General features: G+C 64.1%; 9 protein-coding genes and 2 tRNA genes. 9 read left to right on the plus strand and 2 right to left on the minus strand.

Annotated elements, in window-relative coordinates:
• The first annotated feature begins 201 nt into the window (after positions 1 to 201).
• The 7 genes from ptsP (at position 202) to RA25_RS00795 (ending at position 9,771) form a co-directional block, all read left to right on the plus strand.
• Complete coding sequence (ptsP, locus tag RA25_RS00765) at positions 202 to 2,442, plus strand: phosphoenolpyruvate--protein phosphotransferase (RefSeq protein WP_019295766.1); 2,241 nt, start codon at positions 202 to 204, stop codon at positions 2,440 to 2,442.
• Between the two features lie 159 nt (positions 2,443 to 2,601).
• Positions 2,602 to 4,896 (plus strand): bifunctional salicylyl-CoA 5-hydroxylase/oxidoreductase, encoded by a 2,295-nt coding sequence (locus RA25_RS00770; protein ID WP_039170246.1) that lies wholly within the window; start codon positions 2,602 to 2,604, stop codon positions 4,894 to 4,896.
• Positions 4,893 to 5,618, plus strand: coding sequence for an SDR family NAD(P)-dependent oxidoreductase (locus tag RA25_RS00775; RefSeq protein WP_019295764.1), 726 nt, complete (start codon positions 4,893 to 4,895; stop codon positions 5,616 to 5,618). Before RA25_RS00770 ends, RA25_RS00775 begins: the two co-directional genes overlap by 4 nt.
• Positions 5,615 to 6,067, plus strand: a complete 453-nt coding sequence (locus RA25_RS00780; RefSeq protein WP_039169466.1) for a MarR family winged helix-turn-helix transcriptional regulator — start codon at positions 5,615 to 5,617, stop codon at positions 6,065 to 6,067. The genes RA25_RS00775 and RA25_RS00780 overlap by 4 nt, the downstream gene beginning before the upstream one ends.
• Positions 6,064 to 6,870, plus strand: coding sequence for an enoyl-CoA hydratase family protein (locus RA25_RS00785; protein WP_039169467.1), 807 nt, complete (start codon positions 6,064 to 6,066; stop codon positions 6,868 to 6,870). The genes RA25_RS00780 and RA25_RS00785 overlap by 4 nt, the downstream gene beginning before the upstream one ends.
• A 125-nt stretch (positions 6,871 to 6,995) precedes the next feature.
• The gene (locus RA25_RS00790) at positions 6,996 to 8,156 is read left to right on the plus strand and encodes an acyl-CoA dehydrogenase family protein (RefSeq protein ID WP_039169468.1); all 1,161 of its coding nucleotides are present in this window, start codon (positions 6,996 to 6,998) and stop codon (positions 8,154 to 8,156) included.
• A gap of 1 nt (position 8,157) precedes the next feature.
• A complete protein-coding gene (locus RA25_RS00795; RefSeq protein WP_039169469.1) occupies positions 8,158 to 9,771 on the plus strand; it encodes an AMP-binding protein in 1,614 nt (537 codons plus the stop codon).
• A 140-nt stretch (positions 9,772 to 9,911) separates the two neighbouring features.
• Here the strand turns inward: RA25_RS00795 and RA25_RS00800 are convergent.
• Positions 9,912 to 9,985 (minus strand) — tRNA-Cys (locus RA25_RS00800).
• A 105-nt stretch (positions 9,986 to 10,090) separates the two neighbouring features.
• Positions 10,091 to 10,804 carry a CbiX/SirB N-terminal domain-containing protein gene (locus tag RA25_RS00805; RefSeq protein ID WP_039169470.1) on the minus strand — a complete coding sequence of 238 codons (714 nt, stop codon included), beginning with the start codon at positions 10,802 to 10,804 and terminating at the stop codon, positions 10,091 to 10,093.
• 174 nt (positions 10,805 to 10,978) lie between these two features.
• Between RA25_RS00805 and RA25_RS00810 the strand changes: the two genes are divergently transcribed.
• Positions 10,979 to 11,052 (plus strand) — tRNA-Gly (locus RA25_RS00810).
• 165 nt (positions 11,053 to 11,217) lie between these two features.
• Positions 11,218 to 13,017 (plus strand): ABC transporter transmembrane domain-containing protein, encoded by a 1,800-nt coding sequence (locus RA25_RS00815; protein ID WP_039169471.1) that lies wholly within the window; start codon positions 11,218 to 11,220, stop codon positions 13,015 to 13,017.
• Positions 13,018 to 13,019 lie beyond the last annotated feature (2 nt).

Genomic DNA, 13,019 nt, shown 5'->3' on the forward strand with positions numbered 1-13,019 from the left:
GTGGCGGGCGGCGTTCTGCCTGCAGCTGCAGCAGGCTGCACCGATTGCAGGCAATGCTGCAAAAACTCTTGGACTTTTTCCGCCGGGGTGGGACAAGTGGGTGGAGGAGAGAGCACTGGCGTACTACTCTGGGCGGTGTCCGTTTCCAGGGAGCAATCTGGGCGGCAGTGTGCAGGGAAATGACCTCGGGAGAGGGTGAGAATGGCCGATACCACGGAATCTGAAAGCAGGAAGCTTCTGGTTCGCTTGCGCGAGGCGATGGCGGGTGATGATGCCGGCCAGGCGCGGCTCGACAAGATCACCCATCTGATCGCCGACAGCATGGGGACCGAGGTGTGCTCGGTTTATCTGTTCCGCGATGATGAGACGCTGGAGCTGTGCGCAACCGAAGGCCTGAACCGCGAATCGGTGCACCAGACCCGGATGCGGATCGGTGAAGGCCTGGTGGGCCGCGTCGCCAGATACGGCAAGGTGGTGAACACGCCGGATGCGCCCAATGCCAAGGGCTTCCGCTACATGCCGGAAACCGGGGAGGAGCGGTTCTCCTCCTTCCTGGGGGTTCCGGTGCAGCGGCTGGGCGAGATGCTGGGCGTTCTGGTGGTGCAGTCCAAGGAAGCGCGCGAGTTTTCCGCCGACGCTGTCTATGCGCTGGAAGTGGTGGCGATGGTGATTGCCGAGATGACCGAACTGGGCGCCTTTGTCGGCGAGGGGGCGGCGCTGTCGCCGCTGCACCAGCAGGCGGTTCTGATCCACGGCACGTCAGCCCAGGAGGGCGCGGCGGAGGGCCACGTGTGGCTGCATGAGCCGCGGGTGATCGTGACCAATCCGATTGCCGATGATCCCCAGCGCGAACTCGAGCGGCTGAACGATGCGGTGGAGGAGCTGCGGGTCGGTGTCGACAAAATGCTGGAAGTCTCCCGCAACGGCGACAAGGAACAGCTGCAAGTCCTTGAGGCATACCGGATGTTTGCCAATTCCAAGGGCTGGATGCGGCGGATGGAAGAGGACATCGCCCGCGGTCTGAGCGCCGAGGCTGCGGTGGAGAAGGAACAGTCCCAGGCCCGCACCCGGATGAGCCAGGTGCAGGATGCGTATTTGCGCGAACGCCTGAGCGATCTGGATGATCTTTCGAACCGGCTGCTGCGGATCCTGACCGGGCAGGGCGCCAACACGGGTGCTGAGCTGCCGGAGAACCCGATCCTGATTGCCCGCAACATCGGCCCCGGCGACCTGCTGGAATACGGCCGCAGCTTGCGCGGGATCGTGCTGGAGGAAGGCTCTGTCGGCTCTCACGCCGCGATTGTTGCGCGGGCGCTGGCGATTCCCCTGGTGGTGAATGCCAAGCGGGTCACCACGGAGGCGCTGAACGGCGACCACATCATGGTGGACGGCGATCAGGGCGTGGTGCATCTGCGCCCGGACGACACCGTTGTCGGCGCTTTCCGCGACAAGATCGCGATGCACACCAAGGCGCAGGAGCGTTATGCCTCGATCCGCGACAAGCCCGCGGTCACCACCGACGGGCAGCGCATCAATATGGTGATGAACGCGGGCCTTATGGCGGACCTGCCGTCGCTGGACGGTTCCGGTGCCGAGGGCGTGGGGCTGTTCCGGACCGAGCTGCAGTTCCTGGTCCGCAACCAGATGCCGAAACGGTCGGAGCTGGTGGCGCTTTATAAGCGGGTGCTGGATGCCGCCCACGGCAAGCCGGTGGTGTTCCGCACGCTGGATATCGGCTCCGACAAGGTGCTGCCCTACATGAAGCCCACCGATGAGCCGAACCCGGCGCTGGGCTGGCGGGCGATCCGAGTGGGTTTGGACAAGCCGGGCGTGATGCGGATGCAGCTGCAGGCGCTGCTGCGCTCTGCCGAGGGGCGGCCGCTGTCGATCATGTTTCCCTTCGTTGCCCAGTTCGAGGAATACCGCGCCGCCCGGGCGGAAGTGGAAAAGACCATCGAGCGCGAGCGCATCCTGGGCCATGTGCTGCCCGCTGACCTGAAGATCGGCGCGATGCTGGAGACACCCTCGCTGGCCTATGCGCCGCAGAAGTTTTTTGACGAGGTGGCCTTTATCTCGATCGGCGGCAATGACCTCAAGCAGTTCTTCTTTGCGGCCGACCGCGAGAATGAGCGGGTGCGGCGGCGCTATGATACGCTGAACGTGAGCTTCCTGAGCTTCATCGAACGGATCGTGGAGCGCTGCGCGATCTCCGGCACGCCGCTAAGCTTCTGCGGCGAGGATGCGGGCCGCCCGGTCGAGGCGGTTTGCCTCGCGGCAATGGGCATCCGCACGCTGTCGATGCGCCCGGCTTCCATCGGGCCGGTGAAGTCGCTGCTGCTGCGGGTGGATCTGGGCGAACTGCGCAAGATCATCTCCGACGCCCGCCACCGCGGCGATCAGGCGGTGCGCCCGGCGGTGATGGAATACTTGCGAGGGCTGTGATCCGCGTTTTCAGGCGGGCGGTTATACCCCGGTTCTGTGACCGGGGCGGTGCCGCCTTGCTCATGCAATTACTTCAAGCTTAAAACTTTATGCTTGAAGTTTTTCAGGACCTGCTTATCCTGAACCTCAGAGACGTGCGCTGAGCGGGAAGGGATGATCATGAAAGTCGTCTGTCTGGGAGGAGGACCTGCGGGCCTCTACTTTGCCATCTCGATGAAGCTGCGCCAGCCGGAGGCCGAAGTCACGGTGGTGGAGCGCAACAAGCCTGACGATACCTTTGGCTGGGGTGTGGTGCTGTCGGATGACGCGCTGGAGAACCTGAGCGCCAATGACCCCAAAAGTGCCGAGTTGATCCGCGAGAACTTTGCCTATTGGGATGACATCGCTGTCGTGCATGACGGCACCCGCACGGTGTCGGGCGGGCACGGATTTGCCGGGATCGGGCGCAAGCAGATGCTGCTGCTGCTGCAGGACCGGGCGCGGGAGCTGGGGGTGGATCTGCAGTTCGAAACCGTTGCCAAGCCCGCGTCAGAGTACCAGAAAGACTATGATCTGGTGGTCGGCTGCGACGGGCTGAATTCCAGTGTTCGCAATGAGTTCGCGGAACATTTTAAACCGGAAATCGACGTGCGGCCCTGCAAGTTCATCTGGCTGGGCACGCATCAGAAATTTGATGATGCTTTCACCTTCATCTTCGAGAAGACCAAGCACGGCTGGATGTGGATCCACGCCTATCAGTTCGACGCCGGCACCGCGACGGTGATCGTCGAATGCTCTGCTGAGACCTGGGGAAACTGGGGTTTCGAGGGCATGAGCAAGGAGGAGATCATCCGCACCTGCGAGGAGATCTTTGCCGATCATCTGGATGGCCATGCGCTGATGTCGAATGCGGCGCACCTGCGCGGGGCGGCAGTGTGGATCAATTTCCCGCGGGTGCTGTGCGAGAAGTGGCACCATGAGAACGTCGTGCTGCTGGGCGATGCCTCCGCCACTGCGCATTTCTCCATCGGGTCGGGGTCGCGGCTGGCGTTTGACAGTGCCATTGCGCTGGCAGAGCTGGTCAGCACAGAGCCGACGCTGGAACTTGCGTTTGAACGCTACCAGGAGGAGCGGCGGCTGGATGTGCTGCGGCTGCAATCGGCGGCGCGCAACTCGCTGGAGTGGTTCGAGGAGGTCGAGCGTTACCTGGATATGGATCCGGTGCAGTTCAACTACTCGCTGCTGACACGCTCGCAGCGGATTTCCCACGAGAACCTGCGCCTGCGCGATGCCGAGTGGCTGCAAAGCGCCGAAAAGTGGTTTCAGGACAAGGCCGGCGCGCCCGCGGATGCGCCGGTGCGGCCGCCGATGTTTGCTCCGTTCCGCTTGCGCGGAATGGAGCTGAAGAACCGCATCGTGGTCTCCCCCATGGCGCAATACAAGGCGGTGGAGGGCTGCCCGACTGACTGGCATCTGATCCACTATGGCGAGCGTGCCAAGGGCGGGGCCGGGCTGGTCTATACCGAGATGACCTGTGTGTCTGCAGAGGGCCGGATCTCGCTGGGCTGTCCGGGCCTGTATGCGCCGGAGCATGAGGCGGCGTGGAAGCGGCTGACGGATTTCGTGCATGGCGAAACCAGCGCCAAGATTTGCTGCCAGATCGGCCATTCGGGCCGCAAGGGCTCAACCCAGTTGGGCTGGGAAGTCATGGATGCGCCCTTGCCAGACGGGAACTGGGAGACGGTCTCGGCCTCCGCGATCCCTTGGTCGGCAAACAACCCGGCGCCGCGGGAAATCACGCGGGCGGAAATGGATCAAATTCGCGACGAATTTGTTGCATCGGCGCAAATGGCGGAGCGCGCCGGGTTTGACATGATCGAACTTCATGCGGCGCATGGGTACCTGATTTCGTCCTTCATATCGCCAAAATCGAACATTCGGGGCGATGAGTACGGCGGCAGCCTGGAAAACCGCCTGCGCTATCCGCTGGAGGTGTTCCGGGCCATGCGCGCGGTCTGGTCCGAAGGCAAACCGATGTCGGTCCGGATCTCTGCCAATGACTGGGTCGGCAACGAAGGTGTCACGCCGGAGGAGGCGGTGGAAATCGCCAGGGCCTTCACCGCTGCCGGGGCCGATATAATCGATGTCTCCGCCGGGCAGACCTCAACGGACGCGCAGCCGGTCTACGGCCGCATGTTCCAGACGCCGTTCTCCGACCGCATCCGCAACGAGGCCGGGATTGCCACCATGGCAGTGGGCAACATCTATGAGGCCGATCATGCGAATTCGATCCTGATGGCAGGGCGGGCCGATCTGGTCTGCGTGGGCCGGCCGCATCTGGCCGATCCCTATTGGACGCTGCATGAGGCCGCGCGGATCGGCGACCGCCACGGCGATTGGCCGCTGCCCTATCATGCGGGCCGCGATCAGGCTTGGCGCCTGGCGGACCGTGAGGCGGAGGTGATCCGGGCATGACACGCAGGGTACTTGTCACTGGCGGCGGCACGGGGATTGGCAAGGCGATTGCCCATGCTTTTGCTGCGGACGGCTGCCATGTCACCATCGCCGGACGCCGCCGGGAACCGCTGGAGGCGGCGGCTGAGGGGCTGGGGCTGGAGATCCGCGTGGCGGATGTGACGGATGAGGCGCAGGTGGAGGCTTTGTTCGCCACGTCCTACGATGTTGTTGTTGCCAATGCCGGAACCGGCGTTGCGGCGCGGATCGAGGATGTTGAGCTTGAGGAGTGGCAGCGCACGCTGATGGTCAACATGACCGGCACCTTCCTGACCTTCCGGGCGGCCTTGCGGGCAGGCATGGAGCCGGGCGGGCGGCTGATTGCCATCGCCTCCACTGCGTCCTTGCAAGGCGGGGCGCAGATCCCGGCCTATGCGGCCTCCAAGCACGGGGTGCTGGGGCTGGTGCGCTCGGTTGCGCAGAGCGTGGCCAAGCGTGGCATTACCTGCAATGCGATCTGCCCCGGATTTGTGGATACCGAGATGGCGGAGAGCGCCATCACTGGGCTGATGGCCCGGCATGGCATACCGCGCGAGAAGGCGCTGAAGATGGTGGTTGGCGGCAACCCGATGCAGCGGCTGATCGCGCCGGAGGAAGTGGCGGCCACGGCGGTGTTTCTGGCGTCTGAGGGCGCGGCTTCGGTCAATGGGCACGCAATGAGCGTGTCGGGAGGGGAAATTTGAGCACGACATCAAAAGACCGGCTGCGGCTGTGGCTGAAAGTGCTGAAGGCCACCAAGGCAGTGGAGAGCGAAGTGCGCGAGAACCTGCGGCGGGAGTTTGCAACCACGCTGCCGCGGTTTGACGTGATGGCGGCGCTGATGCAGCATGAAAAAGGCCTCAAGATGAGCGAGTTGTCGGGGGTTCTGAAAGTCTCCAACGGCAATGTGACCGGCATTGTCGAGCGGCTGGTCGAGGACGGCCATGTGCAGCGCGAGAAGGTTGAGGGCGACCGCCGCGCCAATCTGGTGCGGCTGACAGATGCTGGCCGGGTGGAGTTTTCCCGCCAGGCGGAAGCGCATGAGGGCTGGATCAACGCGGCCTTTGACGGGCTGACCGCGGATGAGGCGCAAGGGATAGCCGAGAGCCTGGACGCGGTGGCGCGGCGGCTGGATGAGGGAGGCAAGGCATGAAGGTGAACCGGGACCCCAGGCATTTCCTGTGCCGGATCGAGGATGGCATTGCCACGGTTTCCTTGGACCGGCCGGAGCGGAAGAACCCGCTGACCTTCGACAGCTACGCAGAGCTGCGCGACTGGTTTCGCGATCTGCACTACGACGACAGCATCAAGGCGGTGGTCTTTGCATCTAACGGCGGCAATTTCTGTTCCGGCGGCGATGTGCATGACATCATCGGGCCGCTGGTTGGCATGAGCATGAAGGAGCTGTTGGCCTTCACCCGTATGACCGGCGATCTGGTCAAGGCGATGGTAAATTGCGGCAAGCCGGTGATTGCGGCGATTGACGGCATTTGCGTGGGCGCGGGGGCGATCATCGCCATGGCCGCCGACATCCGCATAGCCACGCCGGAGGCCAAGACCGCGTTTCTATTCACCCGGGTAGGGCTGGCGGGCTGCGACATGGGCGCCTGTGCAATCCTGCCGCGGATCATCGGCCAAGGCCGGGCGGCGGAGCTCTTGTACACGGGCCGGTCGATGAGCGCCGAAGAGGGCCACGCATGGGGCTTTCACAACAAGCTGGTTGCGGCGGACGAGCTGGAAGCGGAGGCGCAAAGCTGGGCCGCGCGGATCGCTTCGGGTCCGAACTTTGGCCACATGATGACTAAGACCATGCTGGCGCAGGAATGGTCGATGTCGATCGAGCAGGCGATCGAGGCCGAGGCGCAGGCGCAGGCGATCTGCATGCAGACCGCGGATTTCGAACGCGCCTACCATGCCTTTGTGAACAAGGAAAAACCGCTGTTCGAGGGCGACTGAGGTGTGACACCGCTGGAGCCCGCGCTGGAGGAGGGCGCGGGAGCCTCCCCTCTCGGCGGCAAAGCCGCCTGCCGGGCAGCGGGACGGGAGTATTTTGGGAAAGATGAAACTGGGAGGGCCGCGCGATGGCGGACAGGACGTTTCTGAACTGGCCGTTTTTCGAGGACCGGCACCGGAAGCTGGCCGAAGAACTGGAAGCCTGGGCCGCGGCGCAGCTGGCGGGCATCGATCATTCCGACACCGATGCCGCCTGCCGGGCGCTGGTCACAGCACTGGGCGAGGGCGGCTGGACGCAGCATTCCGGCGCGATGGCGGGCGAGCAGCTGGATGTGCGCAGCCTGTGCCTAATCCGCGAGACGCTGGCGCGCCATGACGGGCTTGCGGATTTTGCCTTTGCCATGCAGGGGCTGGGCACCGGGGCGATATCGCTGTTCGGCACCGAAGCGCAGCAGCAGGAATGGCTGCCGCTGACGCGCGCGGGTAAGGCGATTTCAGCCTTTGCCCTGACTGAGCCGCAGTCGGGGTCGGATGTGGCGAACTCCACCATGACCGCGGCGCTGGACGGCGACCATTACGTTTTGAATGGCGAGAAGACCTGGATCTCCAACGGCGGCATTGCCGATGTCTATACGCTGTTTGCCCGCACTGGCGAGGGACCGGGGGCAAAGGGGCTGAGCGCCTTTGCGGTGCCTGCGGGCCTGCCGGGGTTTGAGGTTGTGGAGCGGCTGGAGACCATCGCGCCGCATCCGCTGGCGACCCTGCGGTTCACAGATTGCCGCATCCCGAAATCGGCGCTGCTGGGTCAGCCGGGCGGGGGCTTCAAAATTGCGATGTCGGTGCTGGATGTGTTCCGCTCCACCGTGGCTGCCGCGGCGCTGGGCTTTGCCCGCCGGGCGCTGGACGAGTCACTGGCGCGGGTCACCGCGCGGCAGGTGCAGGGGGCGCCGCTGTTCGATCTGCAGATGGTGCAGGGCCATATCGCCGATATGGCGCTGGATGTGGATGCATCGGCACTGCTGGTCTACCGCGCCGCCTGGGCTAAGGATTCAGGGGCTGAGCGGGTCACCCGCGAGGCTGCGATGGCCAAGCTGTTCTCCACCGACCAGGCGCAACAGGTCATCGACAAGGCGGTGCAGCTGCATGGCGGCGACGGCGTGCGCCGGGGTCAGAAGGTGGAGGAGCTTTACCGTGATATCCGGGCCTTGCGCATTTACGAGGGCGCTTCGGATGTGCAGCGGGTGGTGATCGCGCGTCAGGCGCTCGGCGCCTTTCAGGGAGGGAATTGAGATGCTGGGACCAACTGCGCATGTGGACACATTCGCCCGGGACAACCTGCCGCCCATGGACCATTGGCCGGAGTTTTTGCTGGAGGGGTTTGACTACCCTGAATACCTGAACGCCGCGGTCGAACTGACTGATGCGATGGTAGAGAAGGGCTTTGGCGACCATACGGCGCTGATCGGCAACGGGCGCTACCGCACCTACAAGGAGCTGGCGGACTGGACCAACCGGCTGGCGCATGTGCTGACCGAGGACCTGGGCGTGAAGCCCGGCAACAGGGTGCTGATCCGCTCTGCCAACAACCCGGCGATGGTGGCCTGCTGGCTGGCGGCAACCAAGGCAGGCGCAGTGGTGGTCAACACCATGCCGCTGTTGCGCAAGGGGGAGCTGGCCAAGATCGTGGACAAGGCCGAGATTTCCCATGCGCTTTGCGACACAAGGCTGAAGGATGAGCTGGTCGCCTGCGCCAAGGAGTCGAAGTTCCTGAAGACAGTTGTGGGCTTTGACGGCACCTCCAACCATGATGCGGAGCTGGACCGGCTGGCGCTGGAAAAGCCGGTGGCCTACGAGGCGGTGAAGACAGGCAGGGATGATGTGGCGCTATTGGGCTTCACTTCCGGCACCACCGGATCGCCCAAAGCGACGATGCACTTCCACCGCGACCTGCTGATCATCGCCGACGGCTATGCGCGCGAAGTGCTGGATGTGCAGCCGGAGGATGTGTTTGTCGGTTCGCCGCCGCTGGCCTTTACCTTCGGTCTGGGCGGGCTGGCGATCTTCCCGCTGCGGTTCGGGGCGGCGGCGACGCTTTTGGAAAACGCCACACCGCCGAACCTCATCGAGATCATTGAGAAATACAAGGCCACCGTTTGCTTCACAGCCCCGACTGCCTACCGGGTGATGCTGCGGGCGATGGAGGAGGGGGCGGATCTGTCCTCGCTCCGGGCGGCAGTTTCAGCGGGAGAGACCCTGCCTGCGCCGGTCTATCAGGAATGGATGGACAAGACCGGCAAGCCGATGCTGGACGGGATCGGCGCGACGGAGCTTTTGCATATCTTCATCACCAACCGGTTCAGCGATCACCGGCCCGCCTGCACCGGCAAGCCGGTGGGCGGCTATCAGGTGAAGGTGCTGGACGGTGATGGCTTTGAGGCGCCCCGCGGCGAGGCCGGGCGGCTGGCGGTCAAAGGTCCGACTGGCTGCCGTTATCTGGCGGATGAGCGGCAAGGCGAATATGTGCGGGACGGCTGGAACATCACTGGCGACAGCTTCATCCGGGACGAAGACGGCTACCTGCATTTTGCAGCCCGCAATGACGACATGATCGTCTCCTCCGGCTACAACATAGCAGGGCCGGAAGTGGAGGCCGCGCTGCTGGCACATGAGGCGGTGGCGGAATGCGCGGTGGTCGGGGTTCCGGACGAGGCGCGCGGCGAGATCGTGCAGGCGCATGTGGTGCTGGCCGAAGGGCAGGCGGCGTCAGAGGAATTGGCCAAGCTGCTGCAGAACCATGTGAAGGCAACAATTGCGCCCTACAAGTATCCGCGGTCCGTGGTGTTCGCCCAGGCGCTGCCGAAAACCGAGACCGGCAAGATCCAGCGGTTCAGGTTGAAGGGCTGATTGTTCCGGCTGCCCGCGCGGGATCAGGCTGGCGGCTGCATGGCCGCCAGACCTTGGAGACATGCGTTCTGGCCTGCGCTACGCGCTGCAGCGCTGTATCTAAGCCTTTGACATGACATGGATTAACTGCTGGGATAAGGTGGAGGCGAGTACCGGAATCGAACCGGTGTACACGGATTTGCAATCCGCTGCGTCACCACTCCGCCAACTCGCCATCCGTGGTGTAAGCCGTGATTAATCACATGCCCGGCGCCGGTGCAAGAGGCCAATTGCCTTTGCTTGAGCCAAAAATTGCTTTTCTTTCCGGAAGGCTAGAATTTCACTCAGACGCGCTTGGGTCAAGGCTTGCGCGGCGGATGGCTGCAGCAATCAGGGCCGGGGCTCCGGGCAGGGCGCCGGCCACCGGCAGCACCGTGCCGCCAAAGCCTGCGGCGTCCAGGGCTTCGGGAAGATCCTCTTTCACGTGATCGCCTGCCTGCGCAAAAAACGGCAGGCAGATGGACCGCACGGGCAGGGAGGCGGCAGCAGATGCTAGCCGCGGGTCCTGCTCAATGTAGCCCTGCGACACGGAGCAGCCCGGCAGCAGCGGGCTGAGCCGGGCGGCGAAATCCTCGGCGGCCTCTGCGGCGCGCGGGCCGCGGGCAGAGCCGTGGGCGGCCAGCAGCAGGTTCAGCCTGTCCAGCGGCCAGTGCCTTTCTGATGCTGCCTGTTGCACGGCGCTTGCAGCAAGATCCGGCAGGCCGCTGTCCAGCCCGAACGGCGTGGCCATCCGGTAAGCCCGGCCCTGCAGGCGCCCCGGCAGCACCTTGCTGGTGAAATACCCGCGCGACATGAAAAACGGATAGACCACTGCGCCGTCCTGCATCACCCCCTCCAGGCGGCCCGGTGCGGCGAGCGTGGCTGAGCGGACATTCCAGTGCGGCAAATGCGCGGCAATCGCTGCCGCCGTCGCCGCCAGATCCGCTTCTGCCGGGGCCGGGGCGGAGGGCTGGCCGTGGGCGGTGATGACTGCGGTTTGCGGATCTTGGGTCACGGCGGTTTTCCGGTGTTATGCACGGGCGGCGGGGTGGCTGGGTTTTGCTTTTATTTGGGGGGCTTGGCGGGGCTTTCGCAAGAGGCACGTTGAAATTTCCGCCACCGCAAAGGTAAACGAAAACAAGGTGGTTGACCTTCCCCGGCGCTTCACCTAAATCAGCAAATGTCCTGAGCGGGTATGGTGAAATGGTATCATAAGAGCCTTCCAAGCTTAAGGTGCGGGTTCGATTCCCGCTACCCGCTCCAGACCTTCCCAATCCGCCTGATTGATACCCCATGACGCAGTGCGCAGCTGTTTTCAGGTGTGTTTTGAAGCTGCTCAACGCTTGACGCGCCGGGCGTGCGGGGCCATGAACCTTGGCGACTATGCGGGTGCAAGACCCGCCAGACCAAAGTGCAGAAGGATCCGGAATGGCGCGGAGACAAGCGGCCCCGAATGCGGAGCAAGAGCGGGAGAAATCCCGGAAGATTGGCGTGCTGTCGGCGCTTTGGCCGTTCATGCGCCCCTACCGCCTGCTCATGCTGGCCGCCACCTGCGCGCTGGTGCTGACGGCGGGGCTGTCGCTGACGCTGCCATTGGCAGTGCGCCGCGTCGTGGACAACTTCCGGGTCTCTGATTCCGAGCTTCTGAACCTCTATTTCAGCGGTGCGCTGGTGATTGCCGCTCTGCTGGCGGTGGGCACCGGCGTGCGCTATGCACTGGTGACACGGCTGGGCGAGCGGGTGGTGGCTGACATCCGCAAGGCGGTGTTCGACCGGGTGATCGGCATGAGCCCGGAGTTCTATGAACGCATCATGACCGGCGAGGTGCTGAGCCGGATCACCACCGACACCACACTGATCCAGTCGGTGCTGGGCTCGTCGGTGTCGATTGCGCTGCGCAACCTGCTGATTTTCCTTGGCGGCATGGTGCTGATGCTGCTGACCTCGGCGAAGCTCACCATGATGGTTCTGCTGATCGTGCCGGCGGTGATCGTGCCGATCCTGGTGCTGGGCCGCCGCTTGCGCGCGATCAGCAAGGAAAACCAGGATTGGATCGCGGCGTCCTCGGGCAATGCGGGCGAGGCGCTGGGTGCGGTGCAGACGGTGCAGGCCTTCACGCATGAGGCTGCCAGCCGCGAGAAGTTTTCTGAACTGACCGAGACCTCCTATGACGTGTCGCGCCGCCGTATCCAGACCCGTGCCTATCTGACGGTAATTGTGATCTTCCTGGTTTTTTCCGGGATCGTGGGCGTTCTGTGGATGGGCGCCAATGATGTGCGCGCAGGCGTGATGTCTGAGGGCACGCTGATCCAGTTTGTGATCTATGCAGTGCTGGTGGCTGGATCCGTTGCGGCGCTGTCGGAGATTTGGAGCGAGCTGCAGCGCGCCGCCGGGGCAACCGAACGGCTGGTGGAGCTGCTGAATGCCGAGGATACCGTCCTGGATCCGGTTGCGGCTCAGGTGCTGCCCGCGCCGGTCAAGGGCGAGATCGCGTTCGACAACGTGTCTTTCCGCTACCCGTCGCGCCCGGATGTGTCGGCGCTGGATGAGGTTTCGCTGACAGTGAACCCGGGGGAGACTGTGGCTTTTGTCGGCCCGTCAGGTGCAGGCAAGACCACCATCATCCAGATGCTGCAGCGCTTCTATGATCCCAATCAGGGCGCGGTGAAGCTGGACGGCGTGGCACTGACCCAGCTGCAGCGGGATGAATTCCGCCGCCATATCGCACTGGTGCCGCAGGATCCGGTGATCTTTGCCGCCTCCGCGCGCGAGAACATCCGGTTCGGCCGGCCGGAGGCCACCGATGCTGAGGTCGAGGCTGCTGCTGCAGCGGCAGCGGCGCATGACTTCATTTCCAAGCTGCCGGACGGCTATGACAGCTTTGTCGGTGAGCGCGGCGTGATGCTGTCGGGCGGCCAGAAGCAGCGGATTGCCATTGCCCGCGCCATCCTGCGCGATGCGCCGGTGCTGCTGCTGGATGAGGCGACCTCGGCGCTGGATGCGGAAAGCGAACGCCTGGTGCAGGCGGCGGTGGATGAGCTGAGCCAGGGCCGCACCACGCTTATCGTGGCGCACCGGCTGGCAACGGTGAAGAAGGCCGACCGCATCGTGGTGATGGAGCAGGGGCGGATCGTCGCCACCGGCACCCATGATGAGCTGGTGGCACAGGGCGGGCTTTATGCGCGTCTGGCCAAGCTGCAGTTCACAGAAGGGCTGGCAGCTGAATAAGC

It is taken from the genome of Leisingera sp. ANG-S5 (genome assembly GCF_000813925.1).
Taxonomy (GTDB): Bacteria; Pseudomonadota; Alphaproteobacteria; order Rhodobacterales; family Rhodobacteraceae; genus Leisingera.